This is a genomic window from Virgibacillus sp., from assembly GCF_013393565.1.
In the GTDB taxonomy this organism is placed as follows: domain Bacteria; phylum Bacillota; class Bacilli; order Bacillales; family Amphibacillaceae; genus Virgibacillus; species Virgibacillus dokdonensis.
The window spans coordinates 1-18,403 of the sequence record NZ_JABXHF010000012.1; the positions used below are offsets into that span (position 1 = coordinate 1).

General features: G+C 36.0%; 16 protein-coding genes and 1 pseudogene. 12 read left to right on the plus strand and 5 right to left on the minus strand.

The genetic code is table 11. From position 1 onward, the window contains the following. Positions 1-215: 215 nt before the first annotated feature. Both HLX49_RS03845 and HLX49_RS03850 read right to left on the minus strand, forming a co-directional pair. Positions 216-821, minus strand: a complete 606-nt coding sequence (locus HLX49_RS03845) for a YhcN/YlaJ family sporulation lipoprotein (protein WP_237342741.1) — start codon at positions 819-821, stop codon at positions 216-218. Between the two features lie 439 nt (positions 822-1,260). Next, positions 1,261-1,746, minus strand: coding sequence for a hypothetical protein (locus HLX49_RS03850; protein ID WP_077704434.1), 486 nt, complete (start codon positions 1,744-1,746; stop codon positions 1,261-1,263). Positions 1,747-2,021: 275 nt separating this feature from the next. Between HLX49_RS03850 and HLX49_RS03855 the strand changes: the two genes are divergently transcribed. The 3 genes from HLX49_RS03855 to pyc all read left to right on the plus strand — a co-directional run bounded on the left by HLX49_RS03855 (position 2,022) and on the right by pyc (position 7,145). Continuing rightward, positions 2,022-2,303: an Fpa/YlaN family protein gene (locus HLX49_RS03855; protein WP_073005346.1), complete on the plus strand. Its 282-nt coding sequence runs from the start codon at positions 2,022-2,024 to the stop codon at positions 2,301-2,303. Positions 2,304-2,544: 241 nt separating this feature from the next. Continuing rightward, positions 2,545-3,735 (plus strand): FtsW/RodA/SpoVE family cell cycle protein, encoded by a 1,191-nt coding sequence (locus HLX49_RS03860; RefSeq protein ID WP_296360870.1) that lies wholly within the window; start codon positions 2,545-2,547, stop codon positions 3,733-3,735. Beyond that, a complete protein-coding gene (pyc, locus tag HLX49_RS03865) occupies positions 3,702-7,145 on the plus strand; it encodes a pyruvate carboxylase (protein ID WP_101934061.1) in 3,444 nt (1,147 codons plus the stop codon). The genes HLX49_RS03860 and pyc overlap by 34 nt, the downstream gene beginning before the upstream one ends. A 667-nt stretch (positions 7,146-7,812) precedes the next feature. Here the strand turns inward: pyc and HLX49_RS03870 are convergent. Further along, the gene (locus tag HLX49_RS03870; protein WP_101934060.1) at positions 7,813-8,766 is read right to left on the minus strand and encodes a COX15/CtaA family protein; all 954 of its coding nucleotides are present in this window, start codon (positions 8,764-8,766) and stop codon (positions 7,813-7,815) included. A gap of 818 nt (positions 8,767-9,584) precedes the next feature. On the opposite strand from HLX49_RS03870, the gene HLX49_RS03875 reads away from it, so the two are divergent. From HLX49_RS03875 to coaD, 7 genes and pseudogenes are all read left to right on the plus strand, one after another. After that, positions 9,585-10,019 (plus strand): UbiA family prenyltransferase, encoded by a 435-nt coding sequence (locus tag HLX49_RS03875; RefSeq protein ID WP_296360871.1) that lies wholly within the window; start codon positions 9,585-9,587, stop codon positions 10,017-10,019. A 43-nt stretch (positions 10,020-10,062) separates the two neighbouring features. Next, positions 10,063-10,287: pseudogene (gene ylbD, locus HLX49_RS03880) on the plus strand (spore coat protein YlbD); the annotation flags it as partial. Between the two features lie 11 nt (positions 10,288-10,298). Then, complete coding sequence (locus tag HLX49_RS03885; RefSeq protein WP_073005318.1) at positions 10,299-10,532, plus strand: YlbE-like family protein; 234 nt, start codon at positions 10,299-10,301, stop codon at positions 10,530-10,532. Positions 10,533-10,582: 50 nt separating this feature from the next. Further along, complete coding sequence (locus HLX49_RS03890) at positions 10,583-11,020, plus strand: YlbF/YmcA family competence regulator (RefSeq protein WP_077704391.1); 438 nt, start codon at positions 10,583-10,585, stop codon at positions 11,018-11,020. Between the two features lie 189 nt (positions 11,021-11,209). Next, the gene (locus tag HLX49_RS03895; RefSeq protein ID WP_073005732.1) at positions 11,210-11,485 is read left to right on the plus strand and encodes a YlbG family protein; all 276 of its coding nucleotides are present in this window, start codon (positions 11,210-11,212) and stop codon (positions 11,483-11,485) included. Between the two features lie 293 nt (positions 11,486-11,778). Continuing rightward, complete coding sequence (rsmD, locus tag HLX49_RS03900) at positions 11,779-12,333, plus strand: 16S rRNA (guanine(966)-N(2))-methyltransferase RsmD (RefSeq protein WP_296360872.1); 555 nt, start codon at positions 11,779-11,781, stop codon at positions 12,331-12,333. Between the two features lie 15 nt (positions 12,334-12,348). Then, positions 12,349-12,828: a pantetheine-phosphate adenylyltransferase gene (gene coaD / locus HLX49_RS03905; RefSeq protein WP_296360873.1), complete on the plus strand. Its 480-nt coding sequence runs from the start codon at positions 12,349-12,351 to the stop codon at positions 12,826-12,828. A 398-nt stretch (positions 12,829-13,226) separates the two neighbouring features. On the opposite strand, the gene ylbJ is transcribed toward coaD, so the two are convergent. Next, positions 13,227-14,435 (minus strand): sporulation integral membrane protein YlbJ, encoded by a 1,209-nt coding sequence (gene ylbJ / locus HLX49_RS03910; protein WP_296360874.1) that lies wholly within the window; start codon positions 14,433-14,435, stop codon positions 13,227-13,229. 451 nt (positions 14,436-14,886) lie between these two features. On the opposite strand from ylbJ, the gene HLX49_RS03915 reads away from it, so the two are divergent. After that, positions 14,887-15,897 (plus strand): SepM family pheromone-processing serine protease, encoded by a 1,011-nt coding sequence (locus tag HLX49_RS03915; protein WP_077704379.1) that lies wholly within the window; start codon positions 14,887-14,889, stop codon positions 15,895-15,897. Positions 15,898-16,010: 113 nt separating this feature from the next. Here the strand turns inward: HLX49_RS03915 and HLX49_RS03920 are convergent, their stop codons facing one another. Further along, entirely contained in the window at positions 16,011-17,213 is a 1,203-nt protein-coding gene (locus tag HLX49_RS03920; RefSeq protein ID WP_077704376.1) for a nucleotidyltransferase, read from the minus strand. Between the two features lie 655 nt (positions 17,214-17,868). Here HLX49_RS03920 and HLX49_RS03925 point away from each other — a divergent pair. Then, the gene (locus tag HLX49_RS03925; RefSeq protein WP_077704374.1) at positions 17,869-18,399 is read left to right on the plus strand and encodes a YceD family protein; all 531 of its coding nucleotides are present in this window, start codon (positions 17,869-17,871) and stop codon (positions 18,397-18,399) included. The last annotated feature ends 4 nt before the right edge of the window (positions 18,400-18,403 follow it).

Sequence of the window (18,403 nt, forward strand, 5' to 3'; positions counted from 1 at the left end):
CGTCAAAAACCGATTAAATTTCCTTTTATCACCATAAATAAAATAATGCATCTTAAAACGAGCAATCTCATATATAAAAAGGAGCTGTCAGCAAATGCATAATATGCATTTTGCGACAGCTCCTTTTACACTATAGGAAAGCATAAGATTCATAAATTTTATCCCTAAATTGCTTGAGACAGCCGCTTCAAGCCTTGTTAAGTGGTTGGAGTAGTTTACGATGCATTCTGTTTATGATGATTGGATTGTTCTTCCTCCGTATCTTCAAGTTGCTCTTTTTCTTCTTCAGGAATTACCTCTTTATTTGGATCACTTTCCTGTGGTCGATTTTTGTTAATGGGAAATTCCGGCATATATCGCCCAACAACGGCGGCTAATTCATCCATCAAACCGTATACAGGTTGACCTTGTTCCATCTTATCCACTATCCCACGAATTCGTTCATTACCATCAGCGTCTGCAACCACAACAGCTGTTTTACCATATGGGTCATTATACAATGCTTCTAAAACGCTATATTTAATAGTGCCAACTCTTGAACGATCGAGGTCTTTATCAACGTCTATTCCTACTACTGCATAAGGACCAGCTACAATTGATACCGCATCGTTAACATTTGGTACATCGCTAGCAATATTAGCCAAATGGTTTGCGATTTCTTTGTTAGTCAACGCTTTTTGTTTTGTTGGTTCTGAGTTTTTAACTTGTTCAAATCTTTGATTTGTTTCTTCGTTTGTAATAGCTTCTTCACGATCTTCTTGCGTACAAGCTGTAAATATAAACAAGATAAGAAACGTGATTCCCATAAAAGCTAATCTCATTGTCATTCCTCCATTTATTCACCTTATAAGAGGTTGTAATGTTCAGCAAATGTTATTCTTCCTTTCTTTGGACTGTGCTATTAGGCTTAGTTTGTTTAGAAATTAGGGAAATATACAGGTGGAAAAATATATTAGGCTAACTTTTGGATGGTTGTGAAGTAATACTTTGCACTATAGGAAAGTATAAGATGAAGAAAAAAGTAAAGGCTTTATTTCGCCGCCATGAAACTTGGCGATAGAAAAGTTTTAGTAAAAATAATTAACGAACGGAGAATAACGATTTATTGGCTTATATTTTTGTATCACCTTTCTCAAGGACCTCATCCGTACCAATTGAAAAACAATTAATAGGACAAAAGTGGAGGTCTCATAGAAAGGCGATAACTTCAATCAATTATTTAATGTAAAATAAACCACGTTAAAAAAGATTCTCTATACATTACTGGATAGAAACGCTTTTAATATGTGTAATAGGATCATGCTTATTGGAACCATCTTTGTAATATAGATGTACTGGTCCATCTGTTTTCAGCGGCTTACCATCCTTCGAAAATAAGAAATAGCTATTGAACAGATCTTTCAAAGGAATGATGACGTTTTCAAGCTCGCGAATTAAAACAGCTTCTGTTGCGCTTGCGCTAATCTCTGCATGATTTAAAAAATCTTCTAACGGAATAACGTATGAACTACTCAACATTTTTTCGCGCTCATACTTTTTTATACTTCGATTTACTGGTGGTTTAACTTGTTCAGAAATTTCCCTTTCCCATCTTTGTGATGCTTGTTTTAATGTTTCATCCTCATCCACTGCAACATGTTCGTTTAAAAAAGCATGTTCAAATTCGACTTTACGATCATCGAATATCCAAACAGTAGGATCTAAGGTAATAGGATATTTTACTTTCCCTTTAATTGGCACGATCATTTAAATCACCTCATAGTAGAATTCTTATATAGGATAGCAAACCTTGAAGATAATTGCATTCATTTTGGGTTAAGTTAGAGAGGAATAGAAATTTAAAACTACTCGATTAGAACACGTTTTTAAGTTATAATAAAATTTAGTTTAAATAAACAAATAATGATAACTTTTTTAAGCAATGCGAAAAGCCCTAAATATATTTTTTTATTTGCATTTTGCAAGCACTAACGATAATATAATATAGAAAGAAGTCTTTGAAAACGGAGGGGATAGATTTGATGCAAGAGGTGACTGTAAATCATCGCGAAAAAGCCCATGCCCTTCTTAAGGCTGATGCTGACAAAATTTTGCGACTTATAGAAGTTCAAATAGATAATTTAACAATGCCACAATGTCCATTATACGAAGAAGTGTTGGATACACAAATGTTTGGGCTTTCCAGGGAGATCGATTTTGCTGTTCGATTAAATTTAATTAGCGAAAGTGAAGGTAAAGAAATATTAGAAGATCTGGAGAGGAAGTTGAATATTCTGCATGAAGCAGCGCAAAATTCCGTATAATCCTACTATCTTCGGTTTTTGCGAGAACGACATAGAAGCAAAAACTTTGCCTGCATGATCATTACTGGCAAGGTTTTTTTGTTTCAAATATCTGTAATACTAGCTTTCAGTTTAAAGTATAGTTGACATCATATGCGTAGTTTTGCATTACATAGAATGAGCACGCTGAAAAGTTGTTAAAAATTATTATATATCGTTTTGAATAAAGCTTTTGTATTACATATTTAGTAGGGAGAAGAATATGCTACAAAAATTAAAATTTTATGATTATACACTAATAATAACGCCCATTTTGTTAGCGGCTTTTGGCTTAGTAATTATCTATAGTTCAAGCATGGTTTTTGCTGTTGTTCAAGGGCATGCTGCTAATCATTATTTAACGCAACAATCTATCCGTTTTGCAATGGGGCTAATAGGATTTATTTTATGCTCTGCTTTTCCATATCGCTACTATCAAAAACTAATCAAACCTATTATACTAGGAGTAATACTGTTATTGATTGGGGTATTACTATTTGGTTCAGAAGTGAACAATGCACAATCCTGGATATTGGGAATTCAACCGGCAGAATTTGCTAAACTTGCGATTGTTATGTACTTAGCTTCTGTATATTCCAAAAAGCAGGAATATATTCGTGAATTTAGTAAAGCTGTTTTACCACCTCTCATTATTACAGGAATTATTCTAGCACTTATCGTTTTACAGCCGGATATAGGAACAGCTTCCATTGTTTTTTTAATTGCATGCTCGGTTATTTTTAGTTCAGGTATCCGTTTTAAGCACTTATCCCTACTTCTATTTATCGGTTTGATGTTTTTATTGATGACGTTACCGTACATGGCGACCGATGAGCGACTCACTCGATTTACGGGTGCTTATCAGCCATTTGAAACTCCTGCATCTCACGGCTATCAGTTAATCCAGTCTTATGTGGCAATTGGAAACGGTGGATTAGCTGGTGAAGGATTAGGGCAAAGTGTACAAAAATTAGGGTACTTAACAGAAGCGCATACAGATTTTATTATGGCGGTAGTTGCTGAGGAGTTAGGCTTTATCGGTGTTGTTATTGTTATTGGTATGTTATCTATCATTGTATTAAGAGGGTTGTTTATCTCTAGGAAAGTGAAGGATAGCTTTGGCTCTTTACTAGCGATCGGCATCTCTTCCATGGTGGGTATACAAGCATTTATTAACTTAGGAGCCATTAGTGGCTTATTACCAATTACAGGAGTGCCATTACCATTTGTAAGTTATGGCGGTTCATCTCTTTTGGTGTTATTAATATCAATGGGGATTTTAAATAATATTGCTATGCATATTAAAAAAAGAGAATTAGAACCAGCAGGAGAAAATCAAAATACTCGTAACATATCACAAACATATCGAGGAGGGAGAACATGGCACAACTTAAACAAATCAACAAAGTATTAGTTGCCAATCGAGGAGAAATTGCAATTCGTGTTTTTCGGGCATGTACCGAATTAAATATTCGTACTGTTGCAATCTATTCCAAAGAAGATTTAAGTTCCTATCACCGTTATAAAGCGGACGAGGCGTATTTAATTGGAGAAGGAAAGAAGCCAATTGATGCATATCTGGATATTGAAGGTATTATCCAGTTAGCTAAGCAAGTAGGTGTAGATGCCATTCATCCTGGCTATGGATTCTTATCTGAAAATATTAACTTTGCTAAGCGATGTGAAGAGGAAGGAATTATTTTCATCGGTCCAACAAGTAATCATTTAGATATGTTTGGGGACAAAGTAAAAGCTCGGTACCAAGCTACACAGGCAGGTTTACCTGTTATACCAGGAAGCGGTGGCCCGGTCAACTCTTTGGAAGAGGTGGAGCAGTTTGCGAGGGATCATGGTTTTCCAATCATTATTAAAGCCACTCTAGGCGGTGGAGGACGAGGTATGCGTATCGTTCGAAGTAAGCAGGGGCTTGCGGAGGCGTACGATCGTGCTAAGTCTGAGGCTAGGGCTGCATTTGGTAATGATGAAATTTACTTAGAAAAACTCATTGAAAACCCAAAACATATTGAAGTTCAAATTATTGGAGATCAACATGAGAATATCATTCATTTGTATGAAAGAGACTGCTCTGTGCAGCGAAGACATCAAAAATTAGTAGAGGTTGCTCCAAGTATATCTTTGCCTGAAGAATTGCGTATGAAAATATGTGAAGCTGCGGTCAAACTAATGAAAAATGTTAACTATTTAAACGCTGGTACTGTAGAGTTTTTAGTGACTGAGGATGAATTCTTCTTTATTGAAGTAAACCCAAGGGTTCAAGTAGAGCATACGATTACTGAAATGATTACTGGTGTTGACATTGTCCAGACGCAAATTAAAGTCGCTGAAGGAAGGAGTTTACATGAGGATTCCATTGGTATTCCAGATCAGGATAAAATTGTTACTACTGGATATGCTATCCAATCGCGTGTAACGACAGAAGATCCGCTGAATAACTTCATGCCAGATACTGGAAGGATTATGGCTTACCGATCTGGTGGTGGATTTGGTGTCCGATTAGATGCGGGGAATGGATTTCAAGGTTCTGTTATTTCACCGCACTATGATTCATTGTTAGTTAAAGTGTCTACTTGGGCGTTAAATTTTAATCAAGCTGCACAAAAAATGGTCAGAAACTTAAAAGAATTTCGTATACGTGGTATAAAAACAAACATTCCATTTTTACAAAATGTTATTTTACACAAAAATTTCTTAAATGGGGTCTATGATACAACATTTGTTGATAACACACCTGAATTATTTGTATTTCCAAAACGAAAAGATCGTGGAACGAAAATGCTAACATATATTGGAAATACGACAGTAAATGGTGTTGATAAAGATGGAAATAAAGAAAAACCTGTTTTTGATGATTTAAAGCTTCCCGATGTTAATACATCTAACCCAATAGCTTCAGGTACAAAGCAAATTTTAGATAAACATGGTCCTGATGAGTTAGCAAAGTGGTTAAAAGAACAAAAAGAAGTGTTGTTAACCGACACAACGTTTCGTGATGCACACCAATCTTTATTAGCGACGAGAGTTCGTACGAAGGATTTGCATCGTATCGCGGAACCTACCGCTAGATTGCTTCCAAACTTATTTTCAGTCGAAATGTGGGGAGGAGCCACATTTGATGTAGCTTACCGCTTTTTAAAAGAAGACCCATGGGATCGCTTGTTAAAGCTTCGTGCAAGTATGCCAAATGTATTGTTACAAATGCTGCTTCGTGCAAGTAATGCGGTAGGTTATAAGAATTACCCAGATAATGTAATTAAAGAATTTGTGGAGAAAAGCGCAACAGCCGGCATTGATGTGTTCCGAATTTTTGACAGTCTAAACTGGGTAGAAGGCATGCAATTAGCAATAGAAGAAGTACGCAACAATAATAAAATTGCAGAAGCTACTATGTGTTATACAGGCAATATTTTAGATACTGGACGAACAAAGTATGATATTAGCTATTATAAAAATTTAGCTAAAGATTTAAAAGCGTCAGGAGCGCATATTCTCGGTATTAAGGATATGGCAGGATTATTAAAACCGGAAGCGGCATATCAATTGGTGTCTACATTAAAAGAGACGGTTGACTTACCAATTCATCTGCATACACACGACACCAGTGGAAATGGAATTTATTTATATGCCCGAGCTATCGATGCCGGAGTAGACGCTGTAGATGTTGCAGCCGGACCAATGGCTGGTCTAACTTCTCAACCTAGTGCACAGACTTTATATCACGCATTAGAAGGGCATGAACGTCAACCAAAAGTGAATGTAAATGCGTATGAAAAGCTTTCTTATTATTGGGAAGGTATACGTGAATACTACCGTGATTTTGAAAGTGGAATGAAGGCACCACATACTGAAATTTATATGCATGAAATGCCTGGAGGTCAGTATAGTAATTTGAAGCAACAAGCCAAAGCTGTAGGGCTTGAAGATCGTTGGAATGAAGTGAAAACAATGTTTCGACAAGTGAATGATATGTTTGGTGATATTGTTAAAGTTACCCCTTCGTCAAAAGTGATTGGTGATATGACTTTATTTATGGTACAAAATAATTTGACAGAAGATGATGTTTATGAACGTGGAGAAACGATTGACTTTCCGGATTCTGTAATAGAATTTGCACAAGGCTACATTGGACAGCCTTATCAGGGTTTTCCACCAGAATTGCAACGAATCATTTTGAAAGGAAAGGACCCTATCAAAACACGTCCAGGTGAATTGCTAGAACCAGTTGACTTTACGCAGTTAAAGGAAACATTGTTTAAGACCTTAGACCGACAAGTAACTAGCTTTGATTTAATATCTCACGCTCTTTACCCTAAAGTTTTTATGGAATATCATAAATTCCATGACAAATACGGCGATGTAAGTGTATTGGATACTCCGACTTTCTTCTATGGGATGAGGCTTGGAGAAACGGTTGAAGTAGAAATTGAACAAGGGAAAACATTAATTGTAAAACTTGTTTCTATTTCAGAACCTAGAGAAGATGGTACGCGTGTTGTATATTTTGAATTGAATGGGCAAACGAGAGAGATTGTTGTGAAAGATCAAAGCATTCAATCTGAAGTTGAGATGAGGCCAAAAGTAGATAAAAGTAATGAAAAACACATTGGTGCTACAATGCCAGGGACAGTAATAAAAGTTCTTTGTCAATCAGGGGATCGTGTTAATAAGGGAGACCATTTATTGATTAATGAAGCTATGAAAATGGAAACAACTGTCCAAGCTCCATTTACAGGAGTTATTAAGCAAGTGAATGTAAAAGATGGCGATAGTATCGCTGTAGATGATCTACTTATTGAATTAGAATAAAATAAGAAACAAAAGGCGTAGATGCCCGTATAGCTACGAAACAAATGGAACGAATTAACGGAGGTAAAGGGTCAAAGTAAAAGCGACGAACCGATGATGATTTATCGTAGGACAATGGAGTCAAGTCGTCTAGTTGTTGGGCGATGGAGCCGGACCTGAATATGTGGTTATTTCGTTATCCACTAGCGCTTCATCAACAAGCAAAAGAGCAGGTTTAATTCCTGCTCTTTTTTACTTGATAGAAATGTTTGTTAAGTAGGGAGTTTAGCAATGGCGAAATTAAATTCCTCGCTTAAGGAGATGCTTTCTCTACAAAAGTTTAAAAAAGTAACCGATATGAGCCAAGTTCTTAGGGTTTAAAAACTAGGCTTAACGACATAAGGACTTGTCGATCCCCATAGTTTTTTGTAAATAAATGTAGGTAAAAATGATGGTTACTTCGCATCTGTAAAAAAGTCATATGTTATTAAAAATATTTTATCTTGGATATAAGATGTTGTAGACGCCCGCTTCAACAATCGGAGATGTGCTGAACAAGTCTAAGTGGGAGATCACAAACAGCACTTAAATCTCCTTTTTCGTAAGAGGCCTTTAAGTCATATCTTTGGGCTACTAGCCATCAGTGGGGATGAAAGCTTCCCGCTGATTGAAGATTCACTTTATGTGTTTACGATGAAATTTGCGTCGCTGACTTATTGTTGTCTGTTTGTTTTGCATATTTAGCACTGCGTGTCGCGTGCAAAATAAAATATGTTAACATGCCAAAAAATAGCGATATAATAAGTGCATGCATTAAAGCGGTAGCTAAGTGCAATCGTGTAAATATAATCATAGCACCAAAGAATACCTGTAAAGTTATTAAACTAATAACCGTCCACCAACCCCAAAACATTAACTTGTTATTCTTGTAGGTACGTATCATGCGAAAAGCGAATATAACCGTCCATAAAAATAAAATCCCTGCAGCAAGCCTATGCCCCATTTGAATCCATTGCGGTATAACGTAATTAGAAAAGTCTAGTGGAGCCTGATTGTTACAAAAAGGCCAACTTTTACAAACTAAATTTGCGTCAGTGTGGCGCACGAGGGCTCCGGAATAAACGACGAGCATCGTGTAGATGGTTAAAGCATAAATTTCCAATCGATGCGCTTTTTTTATTAAAAGTGACTTTGCATCGAATTTTTTATCCACCTCAAAAATAAGTAACATTAACAGAAATACAGCAGCAAAAGAAATTAATGAAATTCCGAAGTGTGCAGCAAGGGCGAAATCAGATTGTCCCCATACCACAGCTGCCGCTCCAATAAGTGCTTGTAAAATTAAAAATAAAACGGAAAGTATAGAAAGAAATTTAACCTCGCGAACATGCCCAAGTTTAATCCAGGCTAAAATCGCCAAACCTATAACGGCAAATCCAACTACACCAGTAACTAATCGATGGCTTAGTTCAATAATTAATTCCGGTGTAATTTCAGAAGGCAGCCATTCCCCTTCACATAAAGGCCAGCTATTTCCACAGCCATCTTCTGAGCCGGTTTTTGTTACAAGAGCACCCCCAAGCAACACAAATGTCATTCCAAGTGTAGCTACAATAGATAACCATTTTAAGCTTTTTATCATATTATTGCCTCGCTTTTTATGTATTATTCACGCTAGTGTAGTTTAAAGTATACCTTTTCATCTACACATTCGTTCAAAAACATCATAGAATTAAGGGAGGAAGCATCATCCTTAGAGTAAGTACAGAAGGGGGATTTTGAGAATTATTTTCTACAAAACTATTTGTTGATCCTGTATATAAAGTGCTGTAAACTCCACTTTCAAGTCAAAGTGAGAGATCATAGCACCTAAATCGTGGGGAATGGAAGAAAACCCCCAATGTTTGAAGACGCCCTTTATATGTACAAATTCTGAAAGATAGTAGCTTCAGTTATGTGATAGCAGAAATTTTCTGCTAGATTCATCATAATATTAGTAGCGTCTAAAAAGCAAAGAATTAATTAGAAACAGTTCAATCTGTTAAAGGATTGTGTTAATATTAGCGGGTGATCATGTCTTTGCAAAAACTGCATTTATCTTAACATGAAAACAAACTATTTTCACTATAAAAATAAAAAACGCTTGCATTGTTTTCGTATGTTTGCTAGAAATAGTGTAGGGGAATAAGTTGCAACTTAGATAATTGGGGGAGAAAGACTGCATACATAGGTGATTCGCTAACTAATTTAAAACAGTTCGCATTTGTAACAAATGATTCACAAAAACGTCACAAAAAATTACTTAATTTGAAGTAGAATAGGCATGAGGGGGTTTTTTAATATAGTATTAGATTTGTAGAAATAATTTTAAGATACAATCAAATTTTTGTAACGCTGTCACGATTTTCATTCGAAAGCATGTATCATTTGTTTCTACAATGGTGTAAAGGGGGGAAAGGGATGGATAAAGTAGAGGCAGCTACTTCACAGGTTATTACGAATACGTCATCAACCGAAAAAAACAAGCCAGTTTCTACACTTGATGATATTAAATCACTAATAAAAATAGGAATTATTAACTCCAATTTAATTACAGTTTTTACTGGATTTTGGTTGGCAATTTATTATAGTGGATATACATTTACGGATTACATCGGTACGTTTATTATTACGATGTTAGGAAGTACTTTGGTGATTGCAGGTGGATGTATGCTTAATAACTGGTATGACGTTGATATTGATCCAGTTATGAAGCGAACGAAAACTCGACCAACTGTAACGGGTACGATCTCGCTTCCAACTGTACTCGGACTAGGGTTAATCACATCTTTTGCTGGTTTTTTACTTTTACTATTTACAACCATAGAAGCAATGGTAATGGGTATTACTTGGTGAGAATGACCCTTATTGGGATAGATTTAAACAAGCAGATGGAGATAATAATGAAAGTAAATCAAAAGATAATCAGTCGAATGAAAATAATAAAGAACTATTTAGTCAACTATTAAAGATGACAGAATCAATGGATTTAGAAAAGGTGCAACGTCAAATGGAGCAATTTAGTTCTTCTATATCTACTATTCAAGAAATAATTTCGCAATTTAAGCAGACAAAGGACACGAAACAACCAACCAATGAACGGATGGGGTGGTTTCGTGATTAAGGAGAATAAATATGGATCCGTTATGTTATGACTATTTAAAACAGCAACCTGAACTTTTACAATTTGTCCGTATGAATCCAGTTTGGTATCGTTATTTATCCCGCGACCCTTCTCTGTTACCAGAAGTGAAAAAAGAAGCAAAAAGATTCTATGGGAAAACATTTCCTCAACAAGTAGAAAAGGTGAATCAGCATATGCAAATGGTTAGTATGTTAATGCAGTTCGCTGGAGCAATGAAAGACTAAATATTTTCACATACTATAAAAAATGGTACTATGAAGGAGGAGGTGTTAGGATGATAGCAACAATGGACTACGTAGCACTCCTAGATCAATCAGAAGAACTAACTAAAATGATCTTAGGTTCTGATGTTATGGAAGCTTATCATCATGCTCAGAAGGAACTACAAGCAGATGCAGAGGCCCAGAAGCTCATTCAAGCTTTTTCTTCGATAAAAGAGCATTATGAAGACATACAACGGTTTGGCAGATATCATCCAGATTACAATTCTATTATGAAGGAAGTGCGTAGAGTAAAGCGTGAAATGGATATGAATGACAAAGTCGCTTCCTTTAAAATTGCTGAGCGCAATTTGCAAAAACTATTAGATGATGTCAGTCAATATATAGCATATAGTGTAAGTGAACAAATTAAAGTGCCTAAAGATGGAGCGGCTCTAAGTGATAGCGGCTGTGGTTGCGGTAGTGGTGGCAGCTGTGGTTGCGCTTCTTAAATGGGTAGAGGAACATAATCGTATGGACCTGATACCATGAACAAATCAATGAGCGGGGGGTTCTTCTTTCATCCCCACTCATTGTTGCTAAATATATAAAATTCAGCTAATTCACTAAGGACGCCGTGGGGTGCCCGTGGTTTGACTTTTAAATAATTGATGTAACTGTAGGGGAGCGAGGTGAAAAAAATGCGGGCGGAGCGTCAAGGCTTAATCGTTTGGTTCCAGCATATGAAGAACTTAAAGCAAATTAAGCGATATGGACATTTGCTGTATAGTTCTAAAAAAATGAAATATGCGGTTATATATGTAAATCAACAAGAAGTAGAAAAAGTGGAAAAAAAACTACTGAAGCTAGCATTTGTTTCTAAGGTGGACAGGTCATATAAGCCGTTTGTAGAAACAAACTTTGAAAATGCTAAACCAGATAAAGCAAAACAATACGATTATAAAATGGGGATTTAAAAAAGAAAAAACCTGCAGAAATAGTTCTACAGGTCCCTTTGTTTCCTAGTAAAGAAAACAAAAAGGCAAAGGGAGAGGAGAAACCGGAAGAAGAACTTATGGGGAAGTGTAAGTCTTCTCCGTTTAATGAAACAGCCAAAGTTATTTATAGCTGATTCATTACATTAGTATGGACGTTTCTTTGAATAATATACATGATGCGGATTATTTTTAGGTTTCCCTGTTATTGTTTTTCGTTTTCCTATTTTTATGTTAGGATAAATGTCGAATAATGGTAAAGTGGAGGTGAAGCAATGCGAATAATTGCTGGAGAGCATAAAGGAAGGCAATTAAAGGCAGTTCCAGGCCGTATGACTCGTCCAACAACCGATAAAGTGAAGGAAGCCGTTTTTCAAATTATGGGTCCCTTTTTTGATGGTGGTAATGCACTAGACTTATTTGCTGGAAGTGGCGGTTTAGGAATAGAAGCATTGAGTAGAGGGATAGATCGAACGATTTTTGTGGATAAATCACCACAAGCGATACATATTATAAATGAAAATCTACAGAAATTGGATCTCGTTAGTCGATCTGAAGTGTTTCGTGCGGATGCATTTCGAGCTTTACATGCAGCTGCTAAGCGTCAGTTGTCTTTCCAGTTAGCCCTATTAGATCCTCCTTATGGGAAGGTAAAGCTTGAAGAATTGTTACAAAAAATGTTGGACTTGAACTTGATAACTACGAATACATGGGTATATTGTGAGCATGATCTATCCGAGCAATTACCTGTTGCACATCCTCGTCTTGCCATTGTCAAACAAGCGAGTTATGGAGGTACGATTTGTACGACCATCTACAAAGTTAAATAGAAGGGAGCGCTTATCTTGACTAGATTGGCGATTTGTCCGGGAAGTTTTGATCCCGTAACCTATGGACATCTAGATATTATTCAGCGTGGCGCTAAAATTTTTGATCATGTTATCGTCACTGTATTTAATAATCAATCAAAAGACCCATTATTTACGGTGGAAGAAAGAATAGAACTGTTGAAAGCTTGTACAAGCGATTTACCCAATGTAACTGTAGATTCATCTAGTAGTTTACTTATGGATTATGCAAAATCCAAAAATGCTCAAGCTGTTATTCGTGGCTTGCGTGCTGTTAGTGATTTTGAATATGAAATGCAAATTACGTCAATGAATAGACAGCTGTATGCAGACATAGAAACTTTTTTTATGATGACGAATAATCAGTATTCTTTTCTAAGCTCCAGTATAGTTAAAGAAGTTGCTAAATACCGTGCAAATGTTAGTGATATGGTTCCTAACGTTGTTGAGGAAGCTTTAGCTCGTAAATTTAAATAAAATTGCAATATTGAATATATGATAGGATTACGAGTAACAAAAGCAATTACATAATGGTATAAGTGCAAAATTTTTGGAAGTATGTAATATAGAAAAATATACCATTCTACGTATTTATTAAGCAACTAAATCATTTTCATTATATGTGATTTGCATGGGATATAAGGTGCTGTAAGGCTCACTTCGAGAATGGAGAGATGAGCTTTAGACAAGTATAAATAGGAGATAGCAGCACCGAATCCCTTTTTTTCGCTGTAGAAAATTAAAAAATCTAAGACTATCGTATAAATCAAATTTTTTGAGACTATTACAACCTGCGTAATAATAGAAGCCGAAAAATTTTTTTCATGCAATCTTTTCCCGCAATGGAAGACTGTTTACACCCCTCCTGCTTCCAATCAGTTTTGTCTTCGATTATATAAGAGGAGCAGAGAAAATCCAATAAAAACGATTGTTACTAACGGCCCAACGGCTACTAAATTTTCAAAAATTACACTCCATGTATTCTCAGGTACATTATGATGTACAGGAACTACTTGCATATCAAAAACTTTTCGGTCAATATATAAAGGTTTATACAGAAGAATCGTTAATATGCTTGCAAATAGACCGTGAAGAATACGGGCAAAAAAATATGGGGCAAATCGGATATCTGTTTTAGCAAGAATGCTCGCTACTTGGGCTTGGACAGAAAAACCGTTAAAACCAAGTATAAAACTGACTAAAACTGCTTGTAAAAACAGTGTATCTGGAACAACCGAGATACTCTGAACACCGATGGTAATTTCAAACAGTCCAGAAAGTATAGGTAAACCAAAATCGCTTGATATGGAAAAGAAAGTTAATAAATCTCCTAAAAACCGACCGATAAAAGCAGAAATGCCTGTTAAAAAGAGTAATTTTGTTAATACAGAGAATAATACGATGAATCCACCAACCATTACTAACGTTTTTACAGAATGAACCACCGCATCACCTAGAACTTCTCCCAATGGACGCTTATCTTCCAATCTCGTACGATGCATAGCTGAAAAAGCTTTACGTATAGAATAGTTGGGTGTTTTACTTAACCTTTCTTGATGAGACCGATCTTTCTTGTTTCCATAAAAACGCATGCAAATTCCGACAAATGTATTACCCAAATAATGGCATACTGCAAGTAATACGCCTAAAGAAGCATTTTGAAAAAAACCTACAGAAATAGCAGCGAAAATAAATAGTGGGCTTGACGCATTTGTAAAAGCTACTAATCTCTCGGCTTCAATTCTTGTTAATTGTTGTTCTTCCCTTAATCGAGTAGCTATTTTGGCTCCTGTCGGGTAGCCGCTAGCCATGCCCATAAACCAACCGAAACTGCCTGTACCAGGTACGTTAAACAAAGGGCGCATAACTGGCTCGAATAAAACACCTATGAATTGAACGACACCAAAACTAATTAGCAATTCAGCGATGATGAAAAAGGGGAGTAGCGAAGGGAACACGACCTCCCACCAAAGATTTAATCCACGAATGCTTGCTTCCAATGATTGATCTGGAAATCTTATTAAAGATATGGCAATAAATATAGTGGTAATAGAATAAAGGATTGTTTTTAATATTTGTGCCAAAAGTAGTGCCTCCCACCATTTTTTCCTTACTCTGTACTTATTTAAATGTTAGTAGTAAAATTGGAATATCGTTTCTTGTGTAAATATGTTCACTCGGTTTTTTGTACTATAAAAAGCAGAAAGTTTTAAGGGTTGTAATATAAGAAAAACGGTAGCTTCCTTCATAAAGAATTAGCGGTAAGAAAGTTTTTTAAATACGAGTATACTTAAATATACGCTTTAGTATCCTGATTTTATGCCAATACTTTCATAAGTGATGTAATATTGCCTTTGAAATTGTTTTTAAAAGTCGGGGTAAAGATCTGAGTTTTTAGTTGAGTGATTATCTTGCGTTTAAGGAGAAAGTCTATGGAAAAGAATTGTAGCATGGTGTGATATAACGCATACATATTTGGAGTGGATGTTAGATATCACTATGTTAGGGTAAGAATTCGTATGCGGAGGGAAGATAATGAAAAAAAAGTATATTATACATATATTGTTGGTTGTCGTAGCAGTTTATTTTTTAGCAATATTTCAATTACCGTATTATATTTACAAACCTGGCGGAGCTGATGCCCTCAACCCGATTGTTGAAGTTGAAGATGGTTTTGCTAGTGAAGGAGATATGCATTTAGTAACAGTTAGTGGTGCTAAAGCTACCCCTATGCAGTTTCTTTTGGCGAAAATATTACCTCATCATGATGTGCTACCAATTGATGAAGTATTTCCTGAAGGGATCACAGATGATGAATATATGCATGTACAGTTACAAATGATGGAAAATTCTCAAGAGGCTTCCACGGTAGTAGCCTACCAATCAGCGGATAAGGAGATTTCCATTGATTTTAACGGGGTATATGTTGCAATGGTTGTAGAAAGCATGCCGGCAGAAGGTAAGTTAGAGATGGGCGATCGCATTATAGGGATAGACGATAAAAAGGTGAACCAAGCTGATGATTTGCTCGATTATATTGGAACGAAGCAAGTTGGTGACAGTATAACTGTTAAATTTGTCCGTGAAGAAAAAACGATGACGGAATCAATTACTTTAGAAGCATTAAAAGATTTAGATAATAAACCTGGCATTGGCATTCAGTTAGTAACAGATCGGGCTGTTTCTGTTGATCCAGAAGTGAAGTTCTCTAGTGGCCAGATTGGTGGTCCTAGTGCTGGTTTAATGTTTGCATTGGAAATTTATGATCAATTGACAGAAGAGGACATCACACACGGTTATGAAATTGCAGGTACTGGAGAAATTGATTATGACGGCAATGTGTATCGCATTGGCGGGATTGATAAAAAAGTAGTTGCTGCAGATAGGGAAGGGGTAGATATATTTTTCGCTCCTAACGAACAAGGAAAAGAAGGGTCCAATTATCAAATTGCTTTAGAAAAAGCAAAAGAAATTGAAACGGATATGGAAATTGTTCCAGTAGACACGTTTAAGGACGCGATTACTTATTTAGAAGAATTAAAATAGTGAAAAGACCTGCCCCCGAGTATGTTTGAAGGGTAGGTCTTTTGTTTTATTCAAGAAATTTCCAGGAAAGGTTCCACTATAAAAATTTGGTGATAAGCTAAGTCTTTCTAATCTTAGCTAGATAGAGGGGAGCGCTCTTGCTTGAGCAAATTTTGTTTTGTCGCTATGGGCAAAATACTATAATAGGCATTGCTTGCTTTTTCTTCCATTTGTAGCATTGGATGCATGTTCCGGCTCATTTGATGGATAATAGGCGTTATCAAGGTCTTTTTTCGCTCATGCAAGTATTTTTGTCCTTGTTTTGTAAAGCCGAGAATACGTACATACGGTATCGCAGTTAAATCATTTAACGCTTCTATGTCACTTTTTTTTGTGTTGGTTAAGATATGTACACACATGCGTTGTAAACGTGTCCATGTATACCTTTTTGTTTTTAGCTTTTCCATCCAATCTTGAAATGTATGGGCATGTTTCGCGGTTTTTTTAATGCGATACTCTAGCCCCTCGTCTACACCTTGGATTAAAGAAAGTTCTTGGACGCTCATCGTAGAAACACGATAGTGAAGCAAAGAGAAATATGCTTCCCATGTATGCCAAGTAGAAGCTGTTCGTTTATAAGCAATTAACTGTTCATACGTTGTTTGCGGGATGGTATTGCGAATAGATGCAGAGATCGAACCTTCTTTTTGTATGGCTTCTCGAATACTCGTAGCACTTGCAATGGATCCATGAATGGTTTTATCATGATAACCACTTTGCGTTCTTTGAATGGTCAGTGGTTGAATAGGTAAATGATAGTCATAAATTGTTTTCAAATAGCTAAAGCCTAGTATATTATTTGGTTGAGTTAAATTCATAGAAGAAAGCCCAATTATTTCATACGCTTTTTTACTTGCTTCAGGAAAAGCTAACCCTCTATTCAAATTCTGTTTAAGTGCCGCTTGGTATGTATCGATATGTTTCGTTAGCTTTTGGTAACTTTCTTTGAAATGGTTAATGTCTCCTGATTCACTGCCAAAACAAATACTGGAAACTTGTAGAGCATGGAGTGCAAGGACTGCTCCTTTCGCGAACAACTCACTGCTTTGAACGGCGAAAGTGTAAGGAAGTTCGATTACAATATCAACGCCTTCTCCTAGGGCAGCTTTTGCTCGATGAAATTTATCTATCATTGCTGGCTCTCCACGCTGTAAGAACGAACCACTCATAACAGCGATGATACAATCTGTTTTAGCTAGTTTTTTTGCATGTTGTACGTGATAAACATGTCCATTATGAAAAGGATTGTATTCAACAATTAATCCGCATGCGTTCATTTTATCAACTCCTAAAATAGTTCTTAACTATCTGTTTAAATACGTACAATATGCATTATCAACCATTTGTTTCATTGTTAAAATCTTAAAGGATTTAAGTTAATTTTAATTGTATCAGAATAGGATGATATGTGCATGCATGAAATCGGTGTATTAGAAAAGCTAATTGAACATGAAAGGAATTTTAATATATATAAATATTTCCCTGTCTGATATGAAGACTAATTGTTAGCGGAAAAAGAGAAGATGCTTCATTATAAAACGTATGCTTAGCTGGCAAACACATTTTGACAGAGTCCTTCTCATGGAATTCATTCATAAGGTTATATGAATGAAACAAAGGAATACCAGGTTCTAGGTTTGTGAAAAAGCAGGCCAGTAATTAATAGTGCAGTTGATATTATTAAGCTAGCTGCATTTTGCATGCATGGTTTTTCTTAAAAATCTTATACTTTATCTATAACGCAAAACAATGGGGTTATAACTATGTAGAGAAAAACTTGATACATACAGTTTCAATGATAAGTGTGTGTCTTGTTTATCTATATGTTATAGTGGAATAGAATTGGGTAAGATAGGAAATGTGTAAAGAGAATATGTTGACAAAATCATGTTTTTCTTTTAAAATTACTCTTGTTGCCTTGAGGTGAGAACTATGAAATTTGCGTTAGCTCAATTAAAGAAGAATGCTTATAAGGAACCTTTTACTTTTTCAGAAACGGAAGATGTTTCCGAATTGGAAGAGATGAACAACGATATTCGTCATATTGGCGAAGTAGAAGTTCAAGGAACGTGTTTTTTTCAAGGAGATAATATTATTTTTTCCTTACGTATTCACGGTGAAATGGTGCTTCCGTGTGCCCGAACGTTAGAAGATGTTCATTATCCGTTTGCTATCCAAACAGATGAAGTATTTACAACGTCGTTATATAGATCGGAAGCTGAAATCGAAGCTGAAATTCACCCAATTGATGGAGAGGTGCTTGATTTAACCCCGTTAATTAAGGAAAATATCTTGCTAGAGGTTCCGTATCGCGTATTTTCAGAGGAAGAAAACAGTCGACCTGATTATATAACAGAAGGTAAAGGCTGGCAATTTACTTCCAAACAAAATAACGCAAAATCAATAGATGAGCGTTTTAGGAAATTGGAATCATTGTTTAATAAAGATGAGAAGAACGATTAAGTTT

Excerpts from the sequence above, each read along its gene's own strand:
- HLX49_RS03850 (WP_077704434.1), bottom strand. The coding sequence starts at position 1,746 with ATGATCGTGCCAATTAAAGGGAAAGTAAAATATCCTATTACCTTAGAT.
- HLX49_RS03845 (WP_237342741.1), bottom strand. The coding sequence starts at position 821 with ATGAGATTAGCTTTTATGGGAATCACGTTTCTTATCTTGTTTATATTT.
- HLX49_RS03890 (WP_077704391.1), top strand. The coding sequence starts at position 10,583 with ATGATAGCAACAATGGACTACGTAGCACTCCTAGATCAATCAGAAGAA.
- HLX49_RS03870 (WP_101934060.1), bottom strand. The coding sequence starts at position 8,766 with ATGATAAAAAGCTTAAAATGGTTATCTATTGTAGCTACACTTGGAATG.
- rsmD (WP_296360872.1), top strand. The coding sequence starts at position 11,779 with ATGCGAATAATTGCTGGAGAGCATAAAGGAAGGCAATTAAAGGCAGTT.
- HLX49_RS03875 (WP_296360871.1), top strand. The coding sequence starts at position 9,585 with ATGGATAAAGTAGAGGCAGCTACTTCACAGGTTATTACGAATACGTCA.
- HLX49_RS03860 (WP_296360870.1), top strand. The coding sequence starts at position 2,545 with ATGCTACAAAAATTAAAATTTTATGATTATACACTAATAATAACGCCC.
- HLX49_RS03855 (WP_073005346.1), top strand. The coding sequence starts at position 2,022 with ATGCAAGAGGTGACTGTAAATCATCGCGAAAAAGCCCATGCCCTTCTT.
- pyc (WP_101934061.1), top strand. The coding sequence starts at position 3,702 with ATGGCACAACTTAAACAAATCAACAAAGTATTAGTTGCCAATCGAGGA.
- HLX49_RS03920 (WP_077704376.1), bottom strand. The coding sequence starts at position 17,213 with ATGAACGCATGCGGATTAATTGTTGAATACAATCCTTTTCATAATGGA.
- HLX49_RS03895 (WP_073005732.1), top strand. The coding sequence starts at position 11,210 with ATGCGGGCGGAGCGTCAAGGCTTAATCGTTTGGTTCCAGCATATGAAG.
- HLX49_RS03925 (WP_077704374.1), top strand. The coding sequence starts at position 17,869 with ATGAAATTTGCGTTAGCTCAATTAAAGAAGAATGCTTATAAGGAACCT.
- HLX49_RS03915 (WP_077704379.1), top strand. The coding sequence starts at position 14,887 with ATGAAAAAAAAGTATATTATACATATATTGTTGGTTGTCGTAGCAGTT.
- HLX49_RS03885 (WP_073005318.1), top strand. The coding sequence starts at position 10,299 with ATGGATCCGTTATGTTATGACTATTTAAAACAGCAACCTGAACTTTTA.